This is a genomic window from Altererythrobacter sp. MTPC7 (assembly GCF_042851395.1).
Taxonomy (GTDB): Bacteria; Pseudomonadota; Alphaproteobacteria; order Sphingomonadales; family Sphingomonadaceae; genus CAJXSN01.
Map to the genome: position 1 here is coordinate 122,300 of NZ_BTGS01000004.1, position 21,746 is coordinate 144,045.

The 21,746-nt window shown below is 66.3% G+C and carries 21 protein-coding genes and 1 tRNA gene; 8 read left to right on the forward strand and 14 right to left on the reverse strand.

From position 1 onward, the window contains the following. Window positions 1-9 precede the first annotated feature (9 nt). The 4 genes from ACGHJ7_RS05000 to ACGHJ7_RS05015 all read right to left on the reverse strand — a co-directional run bounded on the left by ACGHJ7_RS05000 (window position 10) and on the right by ACGHJ7_RS05015 (window position 4,784). Window positions 10-1,275 (reverse strand): mechanosensitive ion channel family protein, encoded by a 1,266-nt coding sequence (locus tag ACGHJ7_RS05000; protein ID WP_390475015.1) that lies wholly within the window; start codon window positions 1,273-1,275, stop codon window positions 10-12. Then, a complete protein-coding gene (metC, locus tag ACGHJ7_RS05005; protein WP_390475017.1) occupies window positions 1,272-2,558 on the reverse strand; it encodes a cystathionine beta-lyase in 1,287 nt (428 codons plus the stop codon). The genes ACGHJ7_RS05000 and metC overlap by 4 nt, the downstream gene beginning before the upstream one ends. Further along, window positions 2,510-3,382 carry a sulfurtransferase gene (locus ACGHJ7_RS05010; protein ID WP_390475019.1) on the reverse strand — a complete coding sequence of 291 codons (873 nt, stop codon included), beginning with the start codon at window positions 3,380-3,382 and terminating at the stop codon, window positions 2,510-2,512. Before ACGHJ7_RS05010 ends, metC begins: the two co-directional genes overlap by 49 nt. Before the next feature lie 76 nt (window positions 3,383-3,458). Further along, entirely contained in the window at window positions 3,459-4,784 is a 1,326-nt protein-coding gene (locus ACGHJ7_RS05015) for a hypothetical protein (protein ID WP_390475020.1), read from the reverse strand. 128 nt (window positions 4,785-4,912) lie between these two features. Here ACGHJ7_RS05015 and queF point away from each other — a divergent pair, with 128 nt between their 5' ends. Continuing rightward, window positions 4,913-5,392: a preQ(1) synthase gene (gene queF / locus ACGHJ7_RS05020; protein WP_390475022.1), complete on the forward strand. Its 480-nt coding sequence runs from the start codon at window positions 4,913-4,915 to the stop codon at window positions 5,390-5,392. Between the two features lie 138 nt (window positions 5,393-5,530). On the opposite strand, the gene ACGHJ7_RS05025 is transcribed toward queF, so the two are convergent. The 3 genes from ACGHJ7_RS05025 to ACGHJ7_RS05035 all read right to left on the reverse strand — a co-directional run bounded on the left by ACGHJ7_RS05025 (window position 5,531) and on the right by ACGHJ7_RS05035 (window position 7,823). Next, window positions 5,531-5,606 (reverse strand) — tRNA-Thr (locus ACGHJ7_RS05025). A 25-nt stretch (window positions 5,607-5,631) separates the two neighbouring features. After that, window positions 5,632-6,510 (reverse strand): hypothetical protein, encoded by an 879-nt coding sequence (locus ACGHJ7_RS05030; RefSeq protein WP_390475024.1) that lies wholly within the window; start codon window positions 6,508-6,510, stop codon window positions 5,632-5,634. Beyond that, window positions 6,507-7,823 carry a replication-associated recombination protein A gene (locus ACGHJ7_RS05035; RefSeq protein ID WP_390475026.1) on the reverse strand — a complete coding sequence of 439 codons (1,317 nt, stop codon included), beginning with the start codon at window positions 7,821-7,823 and terminating at the stop codon, window positions 6,507-6,509. The genes ACGHJ7_RS05030 and ACGHJ7_RS05035 overlap by 4 nt, the downstream gene beginning before the upstream one ends. A 99-nt stretch (window positions 7,824-7,922) precedes the next feature. Here ACGHJ7_RS05035 and ACGHJ7_RS05040 point away from each other — a divergent pair, with 99 nt between their 5' ends. After that, on the forward strand, window positions 7,923-8,381 hold the full coding sequence (locus ACGHJ7_RS05040) for a hypothetical protein (RefSeq protein ID WP_390475027.1): 459 nt from the start codon (window positions 7,923-7,925) through the stop codon (window positions 8,379-8,381). A 4-nt stretch (window positions 8,382-8,385) separates the two neighbouring features. On the opposite strand, the gene ACGHJ7_RS05045 is transcribed toward ACGHJ7_RS05040, so the two are convergent. Next, window positions 8,386-9,540, reverse strand: a complete 1,155-nt coding sequence (locus ACGHJ7_RS05045) for a glycosyltransferase family 4 protein (RefSeq protein WP_390475029.1) — start codon at window positions 9,538-9,540, stop codon at window positions 8,386-8,388. A gap of 192 nt (window positions 9,541-9,732) precedes the next feature. Between ACGHJ7_RS05045 and ACGHJ7_RS05050 the strand changes: the two genes are divergently transcribed. The 3 genes from ACGHJ7_RS05050 to ACGHJ7_RS05060 all read left to right on the forward strand — a co-directional run bounded on the left by ACGHJ7_RS05050 (window position 9,733) and on the right by ACGHJ7_RS05060 (window position 13,790). Then, window positions 9,733-10,908 carry a phosphoserine transaminase gene (locus ACGHJ7_RS05050; protein WP_390475031.1) on the forward strand — a complete coding sequence of 392 codons (1,176 nt, stop codon included), beginning with the start codon at window positions 9,733-9,735 and terminating at the stop codon, window positions 10,906-10,908. Window positions 10,909-11,004: 96 nt separating this feature from the next. Further along, window positions 11,005-12,600: a phosphoglycerate dehydrogenase gene (gene serA / locus ACGHJ7_RS05055; protein ID WP_390475033.1), complete on the forward strand. Its 1,596-nt coding sequence runs from the start codon at window positions 11,005-11,007 to the stop codon at window positions 12,598-12,600. Window positions 12,601-12,683: 83 nt separating this feature from the next. Further along, window positions 12,684-13,790, forward strand: coding sequence for an ATP phosphoribosyltransferase regulatory subunit (locus ACGHJ7_RS05060; protein WP_390475035.1), 1,107 nt, complete (start codon window positions 12,684-12,686; stop codon window positions 13,788-13,790). An 18-nt stretch (window positions 13,791-13,808) separates the two neighbouring features. Here the strand turns inward: ACGHJ7_RS05060 and ACGHJ7_RS05065 are convergent, their stop codons facing one another. After that, entirely contained in the window at window positions 13,809-14,624 is an 816-nt protein-coding gene (locus ACGHJ7_RS05065) for an aldo/keto reductase (RefSeq protein ID WP_390475037.1), read from the reverse strand. Between the two features lie 154 nt (window positions 14,625-14,778). Between ACGHJ7_RS05065 and ACGHJ7_RS05070 the strand changes: the two genes are divergently transcribed. From ACGHJ7_RS05070 to ACGHJ7_RS05080, 3 genes are all read left to right on the forward strand, one after another. Continuing rightward, entirely contained in the window at window positions 14,779-16,068 is a 1,290-nt protein-coding gene (locus ACGHJ7_RS05070) for an adenylosuccinate synthase (protein ID WP_390475039.1), read from the forward strand. Beyond that, the gene (locus ACGHJ7_RS05075) at window positions 16,068-16,592 is read left to right on the forward strand and encodes a murein L,D-transpeptidase family protein (RefSeq protein ID WP_390475041.1); all 525 of its coding nucleotides are present in this window, start codon (window positions 16,068-16,070) and stop codon (window positions 16,590-16,592) included. The genes ACGHJ7_RS05070 and ACGHJ7_RS05075 overlap by 1 nt, the downstream gene beginning before the upstream one ends. Window positions 16,593-16,655: 63 nt before the next feature. Beyond that, a complete protein-coding gene (locus ACGHJ7_RS05080; protein WP_390475043.1) occupies window positions 16,656-17,627 on the forward strand; it encodes a winged helix DNA-binding protein in 972 nt (323 codons plus the stop codon). On the opposite strand, the gene ACGHJ7_RS05085 is transcribed toward ACGHJ7_RS05080, so the two are convergent. Genes ACGHJ7_RS05085 through argH form a run of 5 tightly spaced genes read right to left on the reverse strand, consistent with a single transcriptional unit; the run spans window position 17,588 to window position 21,732 of the window. Then, entirely contained in the window at window positions 17,588-18,034 is a 447-nt protein-coding gene (locus tag ACGHJ7_RS05085) for a DUF3592 domain-containing protein (protein WP_390475045.1), read from the reverse strand. The two genes, ACGHJ7_RS05080 and ACGHJ7_RS05085, sit on opposite strands and share 40 nt — an antisense overlap. A gap of 26 nt (window positions 18,035-18,060) precedes the next feature. After that, a complete protein-coding gene (locus ACGHJ7_RS05090; RefSeq protein ID WP_390475047.1) occupies window positions 18,061-18,846 on the reverse strand; it encodes an NAD(P)-dependent oxidoreductase in 786 nt (261 codons plus the stop codon). Next, window positions 18,834-20,099 (reverse strand): diaminopimelate decarboxylase, encoded by a 1,266-nt coding sequence (gene lysA / locus ACGHJ7_RS05095; protein ID WP_390475049.1) that lies wholly within the window; start codon window positions 20,097-20,099, stop codon window positions 18,834-18,836. Before lysA ends, ACGHJ7_RS05090 begins: the two co-directional genes overlap by 13 nt. Before the next feature lie 11 nt (window positions 20,100-20,110). Beyond that, window positions 20,111-20,359, reverse strand: a complete 249-nt coding sequence (locus ACGHJ7_RS05100) for a lipoprotein (RefSeq protein ID WP_390475051.1) — start codon at window positions 20,357-20,359, stop codon at window positions 20,111-20,113. Then, window positions 20,356-21,732, reverse strand: coding sequence for an argininosuccinate lyase (gene argH, locus ACGHJ7_RS05105; RefSeq protein ID WP_390475198.1), 1,377 nt, complete (start codon window positions 21,730-21,732; stop codon window positions 20,356-20,358). The genes ACGHJ7_RS05100 and argH overlap by 4 nt, the downstream gene beginning before the upstream one ends. Window positions 21,733-21,746 lie beyond the last annotated feature (14 nt).

Sequence of the window (21,746 nt, forward strand, 5' to 3'; positions counted from 1 at the left end):
CCGCGCAAGCTAGTCTTCGCCCGCCGCGCTCTGCCCGTTCTTTTCCGGCACTTTCCCGTCCTGTCCCACGCGCTGGGCCACAGCGGCGATCAACTGGTCGAACTGGTCGTTGCCGCGCAGGTTCAGGTCGCGCTGCGGGAAGGGGATCTCGATGTCGTGTTCCTGGAACAGGTCCCACAGGTTCTTCAGGACTTCGGATTTCACATTCCCGATGCCGTCTTCGGGATCGTTGATCCAGCAATGGATGATGAAATCGACGCTGCTGTCGCCATAGCCGTCGAGCCAGACGGTCGGCGGAGGGGTCTGCTGCACGCGCTTGCACGCCTTTGCCGCCTGCAGCATCAGTTCCTCGGCATGGTGGATGTCGGCTGCGTAGGAGATGCCGACGGGCACCTGCATCCGCACGTTCTTGCTGGAATAGGACCAGTTTTCGACCTGGTTGACCATCAGGTTCTCGTTCGGGATCAGGTATTCCTTCTGGTCCCGCGTGGTGATGGACACGGCGCGGATGCCTATCTTGCGGATCTGGCCGAAAGTGGATGCGCCCGCTTGGTCGGCCACGGCGATCACGTCGCCCGGCTTGATCGACTTGTCCATCAGCAAGATGATCCCGGCGATGAGGTTGCCGAAGGTCTTCTGCAGGCCGAAACCGATGGCGAGCCCGAACGCGCCGGAGAAAACGGCGAACGCGGTCAGGTCGATGCCCAGCAGGTCGATCCCGATCAGGATGGCGAGCGACCAGACCAGCAAGTTGATCAGCTTTTCCGCCAGCAGGCGGCGCGTCATGTCGAGATTGGAGAACCGGGACAGGAGGCTGTGCGCCCCCTTGCTCAAAATCCACGCGAAGATCGCGACGGCGCCCAGCGTCAGGATCACGATCAGGACGTCCCACAGCGAGATGCGCATATCCGCCACGCTGAGCGCGATGGAATCGAGCGTTTCCACGACTGAGCCGATGGTTTCGCTGCGCTGGGACACGGCTTCGGCGACTTCCTGCGACGCGGCAACCGCTTCGGCCGGTTCCGCTTCTGGCAAGGGAACGTCTTCCGGGACCGCTTCCGCGCTCAGCGGCTCGCCCGTCTCGGGATCGAGCAGGGTTTCGCCCGTTTCAGGGTCGACGAATTCCAGCGGCTGCTCCTTCGGCACGCCGGTCAGCTGCTCACCCGTTTCGGGATCGAGCAGCCGTTCGCCCGTTTCCGGATCGACCAGCGGAACCGCCGAGGGCGATGCATCGGGGGAGGGGATCGGATTGGGCGCGGAAGGGGTGGCGGTCATTCTTTGTCCATCGCGGCAAAGGCCTGATCGCAATCGGCAATCAGGTCGTCTGCATCTTCGAGACCGATGGATAGGCGAACGCCCAGCCACTCGCCAGCCCCCCATTCGGCCGGCGGCCATGTGCTGGATGTCCGGATGCTGGCCGGGTCGAAGGGCAGGGCAAGGCTTTCGTACCCGCCCCAGCTATAGCCGATGCCGAAATGTTCGAGACTGTCGACGAAGGCGGCGCGCTGACGCGCGGTGCGGTCTTTCAGGATGAAGCTGAACAGGCCGCACGCGCCGGTGAAGTCGCGCGCCCAGACCTCGTGCCCCGGCGACCCTTCGAGCGGCGGACAAAGGACGTGCGCTACCTCCGGCCTCCGGCGCAGCCAGGCAGCCAGTTCCAGCGCGGTCTTCGTGCTTTGCTTCAGCCGGACTTTCATCGTCCTGAGGCCACGCAGCGCGAGCGCGGCGTCGTCGGGCGAGACGACCTGGCCCATCGTCTGGGCACGGTGCTTGAGCTTGGGATAGAGCGCAGCCCCGGCGCTGGCCGATCCCATCAGCAGGTCGGAATGGCCGCCCACATGTTTCGTCAGGGACATGATCGAAATGTCGCATCCCCGCTCCAGCGCGGGAAAGCCCAGGGGGGAGGCCCAGGTATTGTCGATCACGGTGACGAGGCCCTGCTCGTGCGCGATGTCGGCGAGCGCGGGGACATCGCAGACTTCCATCGTCAGGCTGCCGGGGCATTCGAACAGGACCGCCTTCGTCCGTTCGCAGATGTGCTGCGCGAAACCATCGACGTCGAGCGGATCGAAGAACCGGTGTTCGATCCCGAAATCGGCCAGCAGTCCCGTCGCCATGGCGCGGCTGGGATCGTAGGCATTGTCCGTCACCAGCAGCACGTCGCCCGGGCGCAGGACGGCCAGCAGCGCTCCGGCAATGGCAGCGACGCCGCTGGGGTAGAGGACGGTGCCCGCCGCGCCCGGCTCGATTTCGGTCAGCGCCTCCGACAATGCCCACTGCGTCGGCGATCCATGGCGGCCGTAGAAGAACTGGCCGTCGCCGATGCGTCCACCGGCGAGTTTTCGCGCGCGGTCGTTTTCGAACAGGTGGGTGGAGCCGCGCCAGACGGGCGGGTTCACGACCGGCTTCGTCCATTCGGGGCGCCGCCCGCCTTCGACAAGCCGAGTCGCCACGGCTTTCCCGCCGCGCCTGCCGGTGCCGGTTTCGTCGCTGCTGGATTTGTCGTTGCTCAGTGTCCGAGTCCCTGTTCCTTGGGTGTGGCAGGATCCGCGCCCCATTCGGACCAGCTCCCGTCATACAATCCCGCCTGCCGCGCACCGATCAGGGCCAGCGCAAACATCAGGACCGATGCCGTAACGCCGCTGCCGCAGGTCGTCACCACCCGGCGGTCCGGGTCGATCTCGGCCTCGCGGAAGCGCTGCGCCAGCTCTGGCACGGGAAGAAAGGTTCCGTCGCCCCGGAAAAGCTGCGTGAAGGGTAGGTTCTTCGCGCCGGGAATATGTCCGCCGGGCAGGCCGTGGACCGTATCCGCGTTTTCCCCCCTGAACCGTGCCGCATCGCGCGCGTCGACGACCTGCTCTTCATGGAGGGCGAGGTTGTCCAGCATCTCCGCCTTGCTACGAATGCGCGCGCGATCGGGTGCCAGCGGGGGCGGCGTGCCCGGCGATGGTAGCGGCTGTGCCCCTTCTTCCAGAGGGCGTCCTTCCGCACGCCATTTCGCCAACCCCCCGTCGAGGACACAGGCGCCTCGAAGGCCGTGCAGGGTCAGCAGGTACCATGCGCGGCAGGCCGAATGGAGATCGCTGTCGTCATACAGCACGACCTGCATTTGCGGCCCTACGCCCAGCAGGGCCAGCCGTTCGCGCAGCTTCGGGGCATCGGGAATCTTGCCGGGAAGGCTGGATTGCGGATCGTGCAGCCCTGCAAGGTCCAGGAAACGCGCGCAGGGAATGTGGCCTTGCGCAAATTCTTGCCCTGCGTCGCGCCCTGCACCGGGTAGGTGGAGCGACGCATCGAGGATGGCGATGTCCGGGGCCGCGTCGCCTGCGCCATTCCGGCCAAGGGCCTGTGCCAGCCAGGGGGTCGTCACCAGCATATTCATGCCGTTGTTGCTAGCTGGCAGGACGCGCCGCGTCGAGATGCGCCGGGTCCGCGTGTCGGCAAAAGGGGGCGTAAGGTCAGCCCAGCGCGCGGCCCACGACATTGTCGTAAATCTGCGGCGCGGCCTGCGCAGGGAAGGGCGTGGGCTTGCCCCCGTGCTGCGCCGGCGGATGGCCGACCATGACGGTGGATGCCAGCGGCTTCGTCCCGTCGCCGGAGAAACGCAGCCGCAGCAGCGGGACATAGACGACCGAACCGCCCTGCCGGATGCCCTTCAGCGAATTGAGGTCGATGCGGACATTCGCCGCCACTTCGCGCCGTTCGCCCGGTTCGATCGTTCCCAGTGTCTCGATCTCGTCCAGTTCCGCCGCCGCGCTGGCGAGCTGCTGGCCAAGCGGCTCGCCATTGTTGGCGCCGATGAGATCGCCCTGCAGGACCGCATTGGTGATTGCCTTGCTGCCCCGGTTGGTCACGGCGACCCGGGCCGTCACGGTCAGGCCCATCATGCTGCGCTGCATGCGCACGACATGGGTTTCCAGCCCGAGCGGAGCGACCGAATTTCCCGCGCCGACAGGCGGCGCCACGGGGGCAGGGGTTGCGGTCCGCGCGGAAGCGGGCGGCGATGCGGTTTCGGGTCCTGCCATTTCGGCTGGCGGCGCTTCGGCAGAGGCCGTTTCGGGATTGGGCCGGGGTGTGGCCGCCTTCATCAGGCCGGGGGACGCCGTGCCGGCACCGCCCGCGATGGCGACCGGCTGCCGCCGCTTGTAGAATGCAAATCCGGCGACCGCTGCGATTGCCGCAACCAGGGCTGCGAGTACCCACCACCAATAGGCACCGCCGGTCGCAGCCTGCGCCGAAATCTCGCTCGATCCGGTGGGCGCAGGGGACAGGCCCGGTATGGCAGCGTCCGTATCGCTTTGCGAAGGCGGTGTTTCGCCCGAGGACGGGATCGGATCGGTCGCGGACTGTCCACTCGGCACCGGCTCGCTGGCTTGCGGTATCGGGGACGCTGTAGCCGGTTCGGTGCGGGAAGCAGTCGCGGTCGTGGCCTGCTCGCCTGCCTGCGAGGGCTGCGCTGCCTGGCGGGGCGCTGCCTGCCGGGGCTGGGTAGCAGAAGGGGCCTGCTGGCGCGGCGCGGGCGAGGGCGCTGCGGTCGCGGCCGTGCTCGGAACCGGGCGCGGAACGGGCGTAGCGGTGGCGGTCGGTGTGGGCGAGGGGCCGATGCGGCGCGGGCCGACCGGCACGATCCCGCTATCGTCGACCGGGCCCTGCACCTGCACGCCGGTCGTCGCGCTGGGCCGGGGAGTCGTCGTCTCCAGATCGAATTCGTTCGCCTGCTGGGCAAGCAGGGGGCTCGCGGCGAAAAACGCGATCAGGGGCAGGAGGCGGCGAACTGATATCATGGACTATGGCGGTCTGTTTTTATGAGAGCGGAACGAGGCCCCAAGCGGGGCGGCGCTGAATAGGCGCTGAAAGCGGCTGGTCCAACCGCCGTCTTGTTTCAGACGCGCGATAAGGGCACAGGCGCGGCATGAGCGACACACATTCGTCTTCGTCCGGCGCGCCGCAAGTAAAGCACCTGGGCCAGCAGAGCGCGCTGCCTGCCTCGCCCGAGGAAGCGCAACTCGACTATCCCGCCAATCCGCGCCCCGGCACGCTGTATCTCGTCCGGTTTGCCGCGCCGGAGTTCACGTCGCTGTGCCCGGTGACAGGCGCGCCCGATTTCGCGCACCTGGTCATCGATTATGCGCCCGGCGACACCATCGTCGAGAGCAAGAGCCTGAAGCTGTTTCTCGGCTCGTTCCGCAACCATAACGGCTTTCACGAGGACGTGACGGTCGGCATCGGCCAGCGGCTGGCGGACGAGATGAAGCCGAAATGGCTGCGCATCGGCGGATACTGGTATCCGCGTGGAGGCATCCCGATCGACGTCTTCTGGCAGACCGGCGCTCCGCCCGAAGGCCTGTGGGTCCCCGACCAGGGTGTGCAAGGCTATCGCGGACGGGGTTAAAAGGACGGGCGCCGGCATTTCCAGAACGGGCCGCAGGCCCGCAAGGCCACGCGGCCGCCCCGCAGTTGCTCGATGCGCAGTATCGAAACAGCACCGAGAACGAAGCCGCGGAGGCGGCTTCGCGAAAAAAAGAAAGAATGGTGCCGGCTAGAGGATTCGAACCCCTGGCCCCCTGATTACAAATCAGGTGCTCTACCAACTGAGCTAAGCCGGCCTATCCGTCTGTTCGCGCCTTTGCGTCAGATTACGCCGAAGGTCCAGCCTTCTGTTCGCGCCACCTCACGTGTCAGGCCCCCGGGCGTCCAGCGGGATGGATCGCCTGCAACCTTGCGCAGCCATGCCGCCGTCAGCAGCGCATCGCTGCTGTGGTCGTCGATGGCACCGCTCTGTCCCAGCCCCGGCGAACCGAGCATACCCAGGGCATCGTCCAACCCGGCATGGTCGCGGATCTTGGATCGGCTGGCGCTGCGTCCCGCCTCCATCGCGGCGAGGCTGGTGTAGATTTCGCAAATGACGGAGCCTGCTTGCCGGAGCGGGTCGATCGGCCAGACCGGGACCGTGCCTTGCAATCGGTGCAGCAAGCGCATGCCCGTCAGGCTGGACTTGCCGACCTGCGCCGCGCCGACGAGGTTGAAGTTGGAATAGGGCTTCAGTCCCATCGCTGCCTGCCGCTGCTCCGTGACCCGGAAGCGTCCGCGACCATGCGCCGCTCCGTCACAGCGGAACCGCGCGCCTTCCCGCCCGCCGTGCCGGCGGAAATAGGGCGCGAGATCGGCGTGGTCGGTGAAGGAACCGGCGGCGAGATGCGGCTCGTCCCCGCACAGCGTATCGATCATCGCCCAGAGCGATCGGGCATCCTGCGGGCTTGCGCCGTGCCCCGGAAAATAGGCCCCGCAATCGGCGAAGGGCAGTGCAATGCCGAGGTCCATGCCCACCAGCGTATCGGCGGGCAGGTCACGCAGGATGCCGAGCACCTCTGCCCGCGACCATTTCCGGCCCCGCTCCACCAGTACCGGCGCGCCGCCCGTCGCATCGGCAATTGCCAGCGCGATGCCTGCATGGCGCTCGCCCGCAGCGCCCGACCAGTCGATGGCGAGGAACTGGCGGAAACGGCTCAAGCCCGGTCGGCCCGCAGTCTGTCCCAATAGGCGATGCGCTCGGCAATCTTGCGCTCGAACCCGCGTTCCACCGGCGCGTAGTAGGTTTGCGGCTCCATCTCGTCCGGCCAGTAATTGTCGCCCGAAAACCCTTCCGCCGCATCGTGGTCGTAGGTGTACCCCTTGCCGTAGCCGACGTCCTTCATCAGCTTGGTCGGTGCGTTGACGATGTTCATCGGCGGCATCAGGCTGCCCGTCTCCTTGGCAGAGCGGAACGCGGCCTTCTGCGCCTTGTAGACGGCATTCGATTTGGGCGCGGTGGCGAGATAGAGGCAGGCCTGCACCAGCGCCAGCTCGCCCTCGGGACTGCCGAGAAACTCGTAAGCCTCGCGCGCCGCATTGCACTGGACCAGCGCATTGGGGTCGGCGAGGCCGATATCCTCCACTGCCATCCGGACCAGCCGCCGCGCGAGATACAGCGGCTCTTCGCCCGCCGTCAGCATCCGGGCGAGGTAATACAGCGCCGCCTGCGGATCGGACCCGCGCACCGCCTTGTGAAGCGCGGAAATCAGGTTGTAGTGCCCTTCGCGGTCCTTGTCGTAAACGGCGACGCGGCGCTGCAGGAAATTGCCCAGTTCGCCGGGGCCGAGCGGCTCCTCGATCTTCGCATTGTACAGCGTTTCCGCCTGGTTGAGCAGGAAGCGGCCGTCGCCGTCGGCGCTGGCGACCAGCGCCGCGCGGGCCTCTGCCGTTAGGGGCAGGGGGCCTTCCAGCTCTTCCGCCCGGCCCAGCAGCTTGCCCAGCGCCTCTGCATCCAGCCGGTGCAGGATCAGCACCTGTGCGCGGGACAGGAGCGCGGCGTTGAGTTCGAAGCTGGGATTTTCCGTCGTCGCCCCGACCAGCGTGACCGTGCCGCGCTCTACAAAGGGGAGGAAGCCGTCCTGCTGGGCCCGGTTGAAGCGGTGGATCTCGTCCACGAACAGCAGCGTGCGCTGGCCGGCCTCGGCCGCCTTGTCAGCGGCGGCGAAGGCTTTCTTCAGGTCGGCGACGCCGGTGAAGACCGCGCTGACCGCCTCGTATCGCATGCCGACGCTATCGGCGAGCAGGCGCGCGATACTGGTCTTGCCTGTGCCGGGCGGGCCCCACAGGACCAGGCTGGACAGGCGCCCGGCAGCGACCATCCGCCCGATCGCGCCCTCCGGACCTGTCACGTGTTCCTGCCCGATCACCTCGTCCAGCGCGCGCGGGCGCAGCCGGTCGGCAAGGGGTGCATCCTCGCGCAGGGTTTCGGGCGGTGAAGAGGGCGGGGCGTCGTCCCCGAACAGGTCGGCCATGACGGGCGATGTAGGGACTGCGCGCGCGATTTGCCAATTCCTGCCCGAAGGCGCATTCTCGCCTCAGGGTCCGACGGGTCGCGCAAGGGAAGGCCAATCATGACGACAAACGAAAACCAGAAAACTCCGTGGCACCTGTGGGTGATCGGGGTCGTGGCGCTCCTGTGGAACGCGGGCGGGGCGTTCGACTACGTGATGACGCAGACCCGCAACATGGAATATCTGTCCGGCGGGGCGGCCAATATCGGCGTGCCGGTGGACGTCATGGTCGGCTATTACACCTCGTTCCCGTCATGGGCGGATGCCTGCTGGGCCTTCGGCGTGTGGGGCGCCGTTGCCGGATCGCTGCTCCTGCTGCTGAGAAGCCGTTTCGCCTTCCACGCGTTCGTCGTGGCGCTGCTGGGCCTGATCGGAACGACGATCTACACCGTCTCCAGCGACGTTCCCGAAGGGCTGAGCAGCCCGTTCGCGTGGATCTTCACGGCCATCATCTTCACGGTGACCATCCTGCTGATTGTCTATGCGCGCCGAATGACCGCGAAGGGCGTGCTGCGCTGACAGGTCAGCTGCGCGCCTCTTCGGCAAGCCGCAGATAGGTGTCGGCCACCACCGAATTGATCGCATCCCAGCTGTAGTCCCGGGCGCGCAGTTCGCCTGCGTCGCCATGGGCGCGGCGAAGTGCATCGTCGGTGCAATAGGGGGCGAGGGCATCGGCATAGGCCGCAATGTCGCGCGGGCTGACGAGATGTCCCGAGACCCCGTCCTCAACCAGGCTGGATGCGCCGGTAGCGCGCGCGGCGACGACGGGAAGGCCGCTCGCCATCGCCTCCAGCGTGACATTGCCGAAGGTTTCGGTGATGGAGGGATTGAGGAAGATGTCGGCGCTCGCCAGTGCGCGGCCAAGGTCGCCGCCCGTCTGGAACCCTGCGAATATGCCGCCGGGCAGCGCTTTTTCGAACCATTCGCGGGCCGGGCCGTCGCCGATCACCAGCACCTTGTGCGGGACCTGGCGCTTGCGCAGTTCGATGATGGCATCGGCAAAGACGTCGAGCCCCTTTTCCATCACCAGCCGGCCGAGGAAGGCGATGGCGATATCGTCATCCTTCAGCCCCAGCGAACGGCGCCATTCGGGATCGCGGCGCGAAGGGTCGAAGACGGTCCGGTCCACCCCGCGCGTCCACAGGCCGATATCGTCGCCCATGCCCTGTTCGCCCAACTCGTCGATCATGCTCTGCGAAGGCGCGACCAGCGCGTCGCACCGGTTGTAGAACCGCCTGAGCATCGCGGTGATGGCGGGTTCCAGGAAGCCGACGCCGTAATATTGCGGATAGGTCTCGAACCGAGTGTGGACCGAGGCGAGGACCGGCACGCCGCGCTTGCGCGCCCAGCGCACGGCCGCATGGCCCGCCGGATCGGGGGACGAGACATGGATGATATTGGGCCGGAACGCGTCGAGATCCGCCTCCGCCTTCGCGCCGAGGCCGAGCGGCAGGCGGTATTCGCCGCGCCCCTTGACCGGCATCCGGACATTGGGAACGCCGACGAGATCGCCGGTTGCGGGGAAGTCCGGGTCCTTCACTTTGGGCGAATAGACCCGCAGCATCGCGCCCTGCCGCAGCAGGTATTCCGCCAGCCGGTTCAATGCCTGGTTCGCCCCGTCGCGGGTATAGTTGTAGTTCCCGCTGAACAGGGCGATGCGAAGGTCGGACACATCCATAGCGGCCCGCCATAGGGTCGCAGCCTCGGTTTGGCGAGAGGGTGCGGCATATCGTCATTGCCCGCCGGATTATCTCGGAACCCATCCCCCGTTTCGTCCGCTAGTCGATTGACACGATGTTGCACCGCACTATTGCGAGCAGCGGGCCACGCGGTCCCAACGCCGCGCGTGCTCTCTGCAAGGAGAGAATACATGACTGATACGAATACCGGGGCAGGCGCTCAGCCGGCCCTGAAGCCTGAACGTCCGCACTTTTCCTCCGGTCCCACGGTAAAATTCCCGGGCTGGTCCCTCGACAAGCTGAAAACCGAATCGCTCGGCCGCTCGCATCGCAGCGCCGTGGGCAAGGCGCGGCTGAAATATGCCATCGACCTGACCCGCGAATTGCTCGGCGTGCCCGACGACTATCTCGTCGGCATCATGCCGGCCTCCGATACCGGCGCGCTGGAATGCGCGATGTGGACCATGCTGGGCGCACGGCCCGCGACGGTCGCTGCGTGGGAAAGCTTCGGCAATGTCTGGATCCAGGATGCGGTCAAGCAGCTCAAGCTGCCGGACCTGCAGGTGCTGGACGCCGATTACGGCGAAATTCCCGACCTGACGCAGATCCCGCAGGGCAACGATGTCGTCTTCACCTGGAACGGCACGACCAGCGGCGCGAAAATCGCGAACACCGACTGGCTGGAGCCGGGCCGTGAAGGCATCACGATCAACGATGCCACCAGTGCCGTTTTCGCGCAGGAAATGGACTGGGCAAAGCTCGATGCAACGACGTTCTCGTGGCAGAAGGTCATGGGCAGCGAAGCGCAGCACGGGATGCTGATCCTCAGCCCCAAGGCGGTGGAGCGGATCGAAAGCTACGATCCTGCATGGCCGCTGCCCAAGCTGTTCCGCCTGAAGAAGGGCGACAAGATCAACCGCGCGATTTTCGAAGGCGCGACGATCAACACGCCCAGCCTGCTGGCGACGGAAGATTACATCGCGGCGCTGGAATGGGCGAAGTCCATCGGCGGGCGGCAGGCCATGTTCGACCGCGCCGACGCCAACGCGAAGATCGTCACCGACTGGATCGAGGCGACGCCCTGGCTGCGCAACATGGTGGACGACCCGGCAAAGCGGACCAACACCGGCGTCTGTTTCGTCTTCCAGGGCGACTGGTACGATGGTCTGTCGGACGAGGACAAGGCCGGCGTGGCCAAGAAGATCGCCGCCATGCTGGACGAACGCGATGTCGGTTACGACTTCAACGGATACCGCGACGCCCCGCCGTCCCTTCGCATCTGGTGCGGCGGCACGGTCGAGCAGGAGGACCTGAAGCGGCTCCTCCCGTGGATCGAGTGGGCTTACGAGAGCCTCGAGAACGGCTGACACGGCGGGCGGCCCTGCCAAGAGCAGGTGGGGCCGCCGCCTTCCCCCATTCCCGCCCCGGACCACGGTGTCCGGGCTGACGGAAGGAATATTCCCATGAGCAAACCTAAAGTCCTCATCTCCGACAAGATGGATCCCAATGCCGCGCGTATCTTCGAGGAACGCGGCTGCGACGTCGATGTCATCACCGGCGAAAGCCCGGAAGAACTCAAAGCCCGCATCGGCGAATATCACGGCCTCGCCATCCGGTCCTCGACCACGGTGACGCCGGAAATCCTCGATGCGGCGACCAATCTCAAGGTCATCGGCCGCGCAGGGATCGGGGTCGACAATGTCGATATTCCCTATGCCAGCGGCAAAGGCGTGGTCGTGATGAACACGCCGTTCGGCAACTCCATCACCACCGCGGAGCACGCCATTGCCATGATCATGGCGCTGGCACGGCAAATCCCGCAGGCCAACGAACGCACGCAGAAGGGCGAATGGCCAAAGAGCGCGTTCATGGGCGTGGAAGTCACCGGCAAGACGCTGGGCCTGATCGGGGCCGGTAATATCGGCTCCATCGTCGCGGCACGCGCCCAGGGCCTGAGGATGAAGGTCATTGCTTTCGATCCGTTCCTGACGGCTGAGCGCGCGGTCGAAATCGGCGTCGAGAAAGTCGATCTCGACACGCTGCTGGCGCGCGCCGATTTCATCACGCTGCACACGCCCCTGACCGACGAGACCCGCAATATCCTGTCGGCGGAAAACCTTGCGAAGACGAAGCAGGGCGTGCGGATCGTCAACTGCGCCCGCGGCGGCCTGATCGACGAAGCGGCATTGGCTGAAAAGCTGGAAAGCGGCCATGTCGCAGGCGCCGCGCTCGACGTGTTCGCGACCGAACCGGCGAAGGAAAGCCCCCTGTTCGGGATGGAGAATTTCATCTGCACCCCGCATCTGGGCGCCTCCACCACCGAAGCGCAGGTCAATGTCGCGCTGCAGGTGGCGGAGCAGATGGCCGATTACCTGGTCAATGGCGGCGTCACGAATGCGCTCAACATGCCCAGCCTCAGCGCAGAGGAAGCGCCCAAGCTGAAGCCTTACATGAAGCTTGCCGAAAATCTCGGCAGTCTTGTCGGGCAACTGGCGCATGGCAATCTGACCACGATCAGCATCGAGCGCGAAGGCGCAGCGGCGGAACTGTCGGGCAAGCCGATCGAAGGCGCTGTCCTTGCCGGCCTGATGCGGCAGTATTCCGACACGGTGAACATGGTCAACGCGCCCTATCTGGCGAAGGAGCGCGGGCTGGACGTGCGCTCCATCCGCCACCAGAAGGAAGGCGCCTACAACACGCTGATCCGCGTCACGGTGGCGACGGAGCAGGGCGACCGTTCGGTGGCCGGGACGTTGTTCGGCAGCATGGACAGCGGCGGCGCGCCGCGCCTGGTGGAAATGTTCGGCATCGGGATCGAGGCGGAACTGAGCGGCAATATGCTCTACATCGTGAACGACGACGCGCCCGGTTTCATCGGTCGCATCGGTACCCTGCTGGGCGAGAACGGCATCAATATCGGCACGTTCAATCTCGGCCGGCGCGAGGCGGGCGGCGAGGCCGTCCTTTTGCTGAGCGTCGACCAGCCGATCACGCAGGACGTGGTCAAGCAGGCCTGCGCCGTGGAAGGCGTGCGCCTGGTGAAGCCGCTGGCCTTCTGATCCGTCATCAGCACCTTTCCAGCGCCATTTTCACCGTTTGAGCGGGATGGCGCTGGAAACCGGAACGGGCTAGGGGCCTCGCCATGACGAAGACCGACGACCTGTTGCCCATCGGGCTGGAAGACCGCCTGCCTGCCGAAGCGCGGAGCCTGATAGAGGCTATGCGCTGCGCATTGGAGGCGATGGACAGTCACGGATACGACCGGGTCAGCCCGCCGCTGGTGGAATTCGAGCAGTCGCTCGCCGGGCGGATGGACGGACTGGGCACGCGCCGCCAGTTCCGCTTCGTCGATCCTGCCAGCCTGCGCACGCTGGCGCTGCGGTCGGACATCACGCCGCAGATCGGGCGCATTGCATCGACCGGCCTTGCCTCTGCCCCGCGGCCCCTGCGCCTGTGCTATGGCGGCGATGTCGCGACGATGGTGGCGGATCAGCTCGCCCCGGCTCGCCAGCGCACCCAGATGGGAGCGGAACTGATCGGCGCGGACACGATTGCTGCCGCCAGCGAAATCGTCTTGCTGGCGCTGGACGCTGTCGAGGCGACCGGGGCCACAGGGCTGTCGGTCGATTTCACGCTGCCCGACCTCGTGGATACGCTGAGCAAGGACGTCTTTCCGCTGGAGGCAGGCCGCGTCGATGCCGTCCGGCGGGAGCTCGATACCAAGGACGCAGGCGGCCTCGTCAGTGCAGGCGGCGGGGCCTACCTGCCGCTGATCCACGCGGCGGGCCCCTTCGCGGATGCCATCGACAAACTGAAGAACACCGATGCCGGCGGCGCGCTTGCCAGCCGTATCGAGGGGCTGGAAGCCATTGCTGCTTCTGTCGGGGACCGGGCCCGGATCACGCTGGACCCGACCGAGCGCCACGGGTTCGAATACCAGAGCTGGTTCGGCTTCACGCTCTATGCCGAGGGATCGCGCAAGGCGCTCGGCCGCGGCGGGACCTATCGCATCGGCGGAACGGGCGAGGCGGCCACCGGCTTCTCGCTCTATCTCGACGCACTGTTGTCCGCGCTGCCCGCTGCCGAGACGCGGCCGCTCGTCTTCCTCCCTGTGGACCACGACCGCGACGCGGCGCGCAAGGTTCGCAGCGAGGGTTGGCGAACCGTCGCGGCCCTGTCGGACGGCGACAATCCGCAAAAGCTCGGCTGCACCCACCGCCTGTCGGGCGATGAAGTGCAGCCGCTTTGAGGCTGGCCTTCTCGGGCCTTAGCTGAACTCGGCCGGGTCGGGACCCATACGGCCGTCGGCATCGTCGAGATCGTCGATCGCCTTCATCTGCGCATCGGTCAGTTCGAAATCGAGCGCCTTGAAATTGGCCTTGATGTGATCGGGCTGCGTCGATTTCGGGATCGGCACATTGCCGCATTGCAGGTGCCAGGCGATGACCACCGCGCTGACCGGCTGGCCGATGTCGTCCGCGATATCCTTGATCGGGCCGCGCTCCAGCGCTTCGCCCTGGCCGAGCGGCGACCAGCACTGGGTGATGATGCCCATGTCGTTATGAAGCTGGCGCAGTTCGCGCTGCTGGAAATTGGGGTGCACCTCGATCTGGTTGAGCGCCGGCGTGACGCCCGTTTCATCGACGATACGCTCCAGGTCTTCTTCCCGGAAGTTGGAAACGCCGATCGATTTCGCGCGGCCTTCGTCACGCAGTTCGATGAACGCTTTCCAGGTTTCGACGAACAGGTCCTTGTCTGGGCAGGGCCAGTGGATCAGCAGCATGTCGACATGATCGCGGTCCAGGCGCTGCAGGCATTTGTCGAATGCCTTCTTCGTCCGGTCGTAGCCCTGGCTGTCGTTCCAGATCTTGGTCTGCAGGAAGATGTCGGACCAGTCGCCGATGCCCTTGCCGACGCCCTTCTCGTTTCCGTATACGGCGGCGGTGTCGATCAGCCAGTACCCGGTCTCGATCGCGGTCTTCACCGCGTCCGGCGCATCCTCGTCCTCGATCTTGTAGGTCCCGAAGCCGAGCTGCGGGATTTGCCGGTCGTCGTTCATTGTCAGGGTGGGATAGTCTGTCATGTGGGTCTCCTTCATATGGCCTACCAACAGACGGGCCGCGCAAAATGTCCTGACTTTTGCGCGAAACGTCCGTTTCCTGTTGGCCTTCGCCGTGCCATAGGGCGCGGCATATCCGGGCAGACCTGCTGCCAGCACATTCGAAGGGTGATACGACTTGGCAAACGTAACCGTGATCGGCGCGCAGTGGGGCGACGAGGGCAAGGGCAAGATCGTCGACTGGTTGGCCAGCCGGGCCGACGCCGTCGTACGGTTCCAGGGCGGGCACAATGCCGGCCACACGCTGGTGGTGGGCGACACCACCTACAAGCTGTCCCTGCTGCCCAGCGGCATCGTCACGGGCACGCTGTCGATGATCGGCAATGGCGTGGTGCTGGACCCGTGGGCGCTGAAGGCGGAGGTCGAGAAGCTGGAAGGGCAGGGCGTCACCATCAACGACGACAATTTCGCCATCGCCGACAATTGCCCGCTCATCCTGCCGCTGCACCGCGACCTCGACGGCCTGCGCGAAGCGGCGGCGGGCAAGGGGAAGATCGGGACCACCGGCCGCGGCATCGGTCCGGCTTATGAAGACAAGGTCGGCCGCCGTGCGATCCGCGTGTGCGACTTGGCCCATCTGGACCAGCTCGACCCGCAACTCGACCGCCTCTGCGCGCATCACGATGCCCTGCGCGCCGGGTTCGACCAGCCGCCGGTCGACCGGGAGGCACTGAAGAAGGAACTGGCCGAAATCGCGCCCTTCGTCCTGCAATATGCGCAGCCGGTCTGGAAACGCCTGAAGAAGGTCCGCAAGGCAGGCGCCCGCGTCCTGTTCGAAGGCGCGCAGGGCGTGCTGCTGGATGTCGATCACGGGACCTATCCCTTCGTCACCAGCTCCAACACGGTCAGCGGCAGCGCGGCGGCCGGCAGCGGACTGGGGCCAAATGCCACCGGCTTCGTGCTGGGCATCGTGAAGGCCTATACCACGCGCGTCGGCAGCGGCCCGTTCCCGACCGAACTGGAGGACGCCATCGGCCAGACTTTGGGCGAACGGGGCCATGAATTTGGCACCGTCACCGGCCGCCAGCGCCGGGTCGGCTGGTTCGATGCCGTACTGGTGCGCCAGACCTGCGCTATCAGCGGCGTGACCGGCATCGCGCTGACCAAGATCGACGTGCTCGACGGGTTCGAGACGGTGAAGATATGCACCGGCTATCGCCTCAACAACACGATCATGGACTACCTGCCCAGCCATGCGGCAAGCCAGGAAGCGATCGAGCCGATCTACGAGGAAATGCCCGGCTGGCAGGAAAGCACGGCAGGCGCACGCAGCTGGGCGGACCTGCCCGCCAATGCGGTGAAATACGTCCAGCGTATCCAGGAACTGATCGAAACGCCGGTCGCGCTGGTATCGACCAGCCCGGAACGCGACGACACGATCCTGGTGCGCGATCCGTTCGAGGATTGATGCGCCGGCCGGGCGCCTCCACCCTCCTTCTTGCAGCGCTGCTGCCGGTCGGCGCCTGTGCGCCTGCGCCCGCACCGGCACCGCCTCTTGTGCCGGCGGCCGCACCGGCGGTGGAATATCTCCTCGTCGACAAGTCGGAGCGCACGCTGTGGGCCTATTCCCGCGGAAAAGTCGTGCGGACTTATACGGGTTTGCAATTCGGCGACGCGATGTTCGGGCACAAGCAGTTCGAGGGCGACGAGCGCACTCCGGAGGGGCGCTATGTCATCGATACGCGCAATCCGGACAGCCGCTATCACCTGTCGCTGCGTATCAGCTATCCGAACCCGCAGGACCGCGCCTATGCGGCATCGCTTGGGCGGGACCCGGGCGGTGACATATTCCTGCATGGCCAGCCCAACGGACTGGCTTCGGGTCGGATGCAGGGCGACTGGACCGATGGCTGCATCGCGTTGGCCAATCACGAGATTGCCGAACTTTACGAACTGGTCGAAGACGGGACCGTGATCGACATCCGCCCCTGAATTCTTGACATGAACTCTTTTTGTTCCTTAACTGTTCCTTCTATTCCGTAGGAGCCCTTATTCATGGCGCAGGCCGATTTTTCCTATGAACCGGCGGGTGATGTCTCCCGCCTGCCGCTTGCCACGACGATCCTGTGCGACCGCGACAGCAGGCGCGAGGCATGGTGCGATGATGCAGAGGCGGCGGGCCTTTCCGTCACGCGGCTGGGCGCCATCGTGGATTTCGCGGAAGGGGATATGCGGCCGTTCGGGGATGTGGTGCTGGCCGACTGCCCTCAGGCGAATGCACGAACCCTCGCGGCGCTGGCCCGGATCGACGAACGGGTTGCTGAAAGCGGTGCGGCCTTGCTGGTTTGCGTATCGCAGGGCTCGCTGGAGCCTGTCTTTGCGTGCCTGGCATCGTCACGCCCGCAGATCCTTGTCGATCCTTCGCATGGCGACCGGCTGCTGGCACTGGGGCGTGTGAAGATGGACGGGGCGGACAGCAGGGTGCGCGACCTGTCGGATGACGACCGCATCAACCTGCTGCGCCTGACCGAGCAGGTCAGCGAGATCGCGGAAAAGCTGGAACGGCTGGGCCAGCCGGGCCTGTCCGGTTCGGGCGGCGCATTCCGGTTCGAATCCCCTGCCGACGGCTATCGCGGCGAAGGCGATGCGGAGGCGTCACTGGTCCGCAAAGGGCGGCCGGCGCTCCCCGATCCGCGGCTGGTGCGCCAGATCATCCGCCAGCGGCAGGCGCGCGCCAAATTCTTCGACGGGGACCTGTTCGCCGACCCTGCGTGGGACATGCTGCTGGACCTGACCGCCGCCCGGGCGGAGCACACGCGCGTCGCTGTCACCTCGCTCTGCATCGCCAGCGGTGTGCCTGCGACCACGGCGCTGCGCTGGATCAGCCAGATGGTGGAGGGCGGCCTGCTCGAACGGGTGCACGACGATGCCGACAGGCGCCGCGCCTTCATTGCGCTGACCGACACGGCGGCAGAAGCGATGGCCCGTTACTTTTCGGAAGTCGGAGAGCTCGGCCGAGGTCTCTGACGACGCTTTGCCAGTTTGCGCCTCTCCCACCATTCCATGACGAAGAGATACGGAAAGATGACGAGCAGTGCGCCGCCGAGGAGGATCGGCACGGCGATCCAGCCGGGCCACACCGCGGCGCCCACGGCGACGTTTTCGTCAGGGTCACCGGGCAGGTACCGTATGAGTATGCGCGTGCCTTTCGAGGCTTCACCAGCCAGCGGACATCCACCTGGCCCGCCCTCGTAACTCTGGCCGTCGATCACGAATTCGTAGTCGAAAAGGCACTTCCCGACGCCGCCGGAAGACCGCGTAACTGTTGCTTCGGCGCTTTCACCTCGTGCCAATATATCTGCGCGCCGGTCGCGTTCTTTCATTCCGGCAATCACAATCGCCGAAAGCGGCACGCTTAGCAGGAGGAAGATCAAGCCAAGTGCGCTGGCACAGCCCCGCATCAGCGGTTGCCTGTCAGCCGCACGACGAGCATCGATCTATCGCTTTTCGGTACGATGGAGCCTTCGACGCGCTTGGCATCGGCGCGCGCGCGGGCTAGTATCGCTTGCGGCACGTCCGGGTCGTGCACCAGCAAATCGCAGGTTCCCAGAAGGCGGGCCTCGCGCAGAGTAAGGTCTTCGGGATCGTCGCTACGCAGGGCGATGTCGACTGTCCCGCCACGTGTCCCGGTCGCCGGATCGGCCAGCCACTCATCGACACGCCCGGCGCTGTCCGGGTCGAACGGGTCCAGCACGCCACCTTCGCCCAGCGCGCGGTCCACGGCCGTGCGGCGCGCATCGCCGTCGGCCCATGTTGCACGCATCGCATCGCGGGCATCGCGCAGGGCGGCGGCCAGCGGGCCGAGCGACTGGGGCAGCAATCGTTCCAGGCGCAGGCGCAGATGCTTGGCAAGGCCTGCCGATGCGCCCGACGTACTGACCGCAACCAGCACGGGTTCGCGGTCCAGGATGCTCGGCGTGGTGAAATCGCACAGTTCGGGACGGTCGGCGACATTCACCAGCAGCCCCTTGCGCTTCAGCCGCAATGCGGCGGCTTCCGCCTCGTGTTCGTCGTCCAGCGCGACGAAGGCGAGATGCGCGTGATGCGCTTCGGCCTCGCTGCAGGGGATGCCGCCGGCGCGTTCGACCAGCCGGGTCTTCGCCTCTCCCATCACGCCCTCGCTCAACACCACGACGCGCCTTCCGCGCACCCGGTGGAAGAGGGGGAGGGAGCCTATTCCAGCCATTCGGGAACCCGCTCCGCATCCATGATGGCGCCTGCGTCGATACGGTCGGCCACGACCGCATGACGATCGCCGTCGACCAGCACTTCGGCCACGAACCCGCGCGAGTTGTAGCTGCTGGCCATGGTCGCGCCATAGGCTCCGGCTGTGCGGAACACGGCCAGGTCGCCTGCCGACAGCGCGTCGCAATCGCGGCCCATGGCGAAGGTGTCGCCCGTCTCGCAGATCGGGCCGACGATGTTGGCCGTCATCTGCGAACCATCGGGAGTGACGGATGAAAATCCGTGATAGGCCCCATAGAGTGCGGGGCGGGCAAGGTCGTTCATCGCCGCATCCACGATGACGAACGGGTCGCGCACTCCGCGCTTCACCCGCACCACGCGGGTCAGCAGGACGCCGGCATTCCCGGCAATGACGCGGCCGGGTTCGAAGGTCAGGATGACGTCCCAGTCGGCGGTCACCCTCTTCACCATCTCGCCATAGGCGGCGGGGGAAGGCGGGTTTTCGCCCTCGCGGTAGGGGACGCCCAGGCCGCCGCCCAGGTCCACATGGGTAATCGTGTGCCCGGCCCCGCGCAGGTCCGCGACCAGTTGGCCGACCTTGGCGAAAGCCGTTTCCAGCGGGGTCAGGTCGAGCAACTGGCTGCCGATATGCAGGGCAACGCCCCGCAGGTTCAGGCCGTCCAGCGCCGACAATTCGTCGAAAGCCTCGCGTGCGCGGACCAGGGGGATGCCGAACTTGTTGTCCGCCTTGCCGGTCGAGATCTTGTCGTGGGTCCCGGCATCGACGTCGGGATTGATCCGCAACGCGGCCTGCGCGGTCAGGCCCATTCCACGCGCTACCTCTGCCAGCTCGCGGCCTTCTTCCAGCGATTCGATGTTGAACTGGCCGATCCGGCTGGTGAGGCCAAGCTGCAGTTCCGCCCGTGTCTTGCCCACGCCGGAGAACACGATCTTTTCCGGAGCCATTCCTGCCGCCAGCGCGCGGCGCAGTTCCCCGCCGGAGACGACATCCGCCCCGAACCCCTGCTGCTGCAGTACCTTCAGCACGGCGAGATTGGGGTTCGATTTCACGGCAAAGGCAATCAGCGGTTCGCCCTTGCCTGCGCCCGCCACGCTCTCCGAAAAGACCCGCGCGTGGCGTTCCAGCGTGGCGCGCGAATAGACGTAGACGGGCGTGCCGACATCCTCCGCAATGCGCGGCAAGGGTACGTTTTCGGCGTGCAGGACGCCGTCCTTCAGGGCAAAATGATCCACGGGAACTGGTCCTATTCGGGGGGCAGGTCGAAAGGATCGTCTTCGCGTTCCTCCGACCGGCGTCTGAGTTCGATGCTGCGTTCGGGTGCCGCCAGCGTATCGAGTTCGAGAAGGTCGTCCGCTTCGGGCTGCGCGCTGGCGCCATAGGGTGCGGGCGGCAGGTCCGCGGGCGGCACCGGCTCGAGCGCGGTTTTCTGTCCGCAGCCGGCCAGCAGCATGGCGGCCAGGGCGACGGGGTAAAGGCTGCGCAGACGCATCATTCCTCCATTCCCAGCGCCTGCCTGGCGCGGGCTACCTGGAGACGTACCTGTTCCGGCGCGGTTCCGCCATAGGATGCCCGCGCCGCGACCGAGGCATCGACCGACAGCGCATCGAACACCCGCTCGTCGATCCGCGCATCGATCGCCTTGAGCTGCTCCAGCGACAGCGCGTCGAGCGCCACGCCTTCCGATTCCGCCAGTTTCACCGCGGCGCCGGTGATGTGATGTGCCTCGCGGAACGGGATGTCGGCCTGCGTCACCAGCCAGTCGGCAAGGTCGGTCGCGGTGGCATAGCCCAGCTCTGCCGCGGCGCGCATCCGTTCGGCGGAGAACGCCGCGTCCGCCACCATGCCGGTCATCGCGGCAATCGACAGGTCGAGCAGGCCTGCCGCCTCGAACACCGGCGGTTTGTCGTCCTGCATGTCCTTGGAATAGGCGAGCGGCAGGCCTTTCATCGTGACCATCAGCGCGGTCGCGCAGCCGACAATGCGCCCGGCATGACCGCGCACCAGTTCGGCGGCGTCGGGGTTCTTCTTCTGCGGCATGATGCTGCTGCCGGTGCTGAGCGCATCGGGCAGGCGGACGAAGCCGAAGGGCTGGCTGGCCCAGATGACGAATTCCTCTGCCAGCCGCGACAGATGGAGCGAGCACTGTGCCGCCGCCATCAGGTAATCCAACGCGAAGTCGCGGTCGGACACGGCATCGAGACTGTTGGCCGTCGGATGGTCGAAGCCGAGCGCCGCCGCCGTCGCTTCGCGGTCGATGGGGAAACCCGTACCGGCCAGCGCGGCGCTGCCCAGCGGGCTTTCGTTCATCCGCGCCCGCGCATCGGCCAGCCGCGAACGGTCGCGCCGAACCATCTCGTAATAGGCCATCAGGTGATGGCCCAGGGTCACTGGCTGCGCGGTCTGCAAATGGGTGAAGCCGGGCATGATGCTGTCCGCATGTTCGCCCGCCCGCGTGACGAGTGCGCGCTGCAAGGCCTCGAGCCCTGCATCTGCGCGTTCCAGCGCCTCGCGGGTCCAGAGGCGGAAGTCGGTCGCGACCTGGTCGTTGCGGCTACGCGCGGTGTGGAGGCGCCCGGCAGCCGGTCCGACAAGCTCGGTCAGGCGGGCCTCCACCGTCATGTGGATGTCCTCCAGGTCCCAGTCCTCGGGCACGCCGTCGCGCTCGTACTCGGCTGCGACGTCGTCCAGCCCGCCGGAGATCGTGCGCGCATCGGCCTCGGTAACGATACCCTGCGCCGCCAGCATGGCGACGTGGGCTTTCGACGCTGCGATATCCTGCCGCCACAGGGCCTTGTCGAACGGGATCGAGGCATTGATTTCGCGCATGACCGCACTAGGTCCGCCAGCGAACCTGCCGCCCCACATCTGGTTGGAGCCTT

What these genes read in the sequence shown, in the direction of transcription:
- ACGHJ7_RS05000 (WP_390475015.1), bottom strand. Translation starts at nt 1,275, where the DNA reads ATGACCGCCACCCCTTCCGCGCCCAATCCGATCCCCTCCCCCGATGCA.
- metC (WP_390475017.1), bottom strand. Translation starts at nt 2,558, where the DNA reads ATGGGGCGCGGATCCTGCCACACCCAAGGAACAGGGACTCGGACACTG.
- ACGHJ7_RS05010 (WP_390475019.1), bottom strand. Translation starts at nt 3,382, where the DNA reads ATGAATATGCTGGTGACGACCCCCTGGCTGGCACAGGCCCTTGGCCGG.
- ACGHJ7_RS05015 (WP_390475020.1), bottom strand. Translation starts at nt 4,784, where the DNA reads ATGATATCAGTTCGCCGCCTCCTGCCCCTGATCGCGTTTTTCGCCGCG.
- queF (WP_390475022.1), top strand. Translation starts at nt 4,913, where the DNA reads ATGAGCGACACACATTCGTCTTCGTCCGGCGCGCCGCAAGTAAAGCAC.
- ACGHJ7_RS05035 (WP_390475026.1), bottom strand. Translation starts at nt 7,823, where the DNA reads ATGGCCGACCTGTTCGGGGACGACGCCCCGCCCTCTTCACCGCCCGAA.
- ACGHJ7_RS05040 (WP_390475027.1), top strand. Translation starts at nt 7,923, where the DNA reads ATGACGACAAACGAAAACCAGAAAACTCCGTGGCACCTGTGGGTGATC.
- ACGHJ7_RS05045 (WP_390475029.1), bottom strand. Translation starts at nt 9,540, where the DNA reads ATGGATGTGTCCGACCTTCGCATCGCCCTGTTCAGCGGGAACTACAAC.
- ACGHJ7_RS05050 (WP_390475031.1), top strand. Translation starts at nt 9,733, where the DNA reads ATGACTGATACGAATACCGGGGCAGGCGCTCAGCCGGCCCTGAAGCCT.
- serA (WP_390475033.1), top strand. Translation starts at nt 11,005, where the DNA reads ATGAGCAAACCTAAAGTCCTCATCTCCGACAAGATGGATCCCAATGCC.
- ACGHJ7_RS05060 (WP_390475035.1), top strand. Translation starts at nt 12,684, where the DNA reads ATGACGAAGACCGACGACCTGTTGCCCATCGGGCTGGAAGACCGCCTG.
- ACGHJ7_RS05065 (WP_390475037.1), bottom strand. Translation starts at nt 14,624, where the DNA reads ATGACAGACTATCCCACCCTGACAATGAACGACGACCGGCAAATCCCG.
- ACGHJ7_RS05075 (WP_390475041.1), top strand. Translation starts at nt 16,068, where the DNA reads ATGCGCCGGCCGGGCGCCTCCACCCTCCTTCTTGCAGCGCTGCTGCCG.
- ACGHJ7_RS05080 (WP_390475043.1), top strand. Translation starts at nt 16,656, where the DNA reads ATGGCGCAGGCCGATTTTTCCTATGAACCGGCGGGTGATGTCTCCCGC.
- ACGHJ7_RS05090 (WP_390475047.1), bottom strand. Translation starts at nt 18,846, where the DNA reads ATGGCTGGAATAGGCTCCCTCCCCCTCTTCCACCGGGTGCGCGGAAGG.
- ACGHJ7_RS05100 (WP_390475051.1), bottom strand. Translation starts at nt 20,359, where the DNA reads ATGATGCGTCTGCGCAGCCTTTACCCCGTCGCCCTGGCCGCCATGCTG.
- argH (WP_390475198.1), bottom strand. Translation starts at nt 21,732, where the DNA reads ATGTGGGGCGGCAGGTTCGCTGGCGGACCTAGTGCGGTCATGCGCGAA.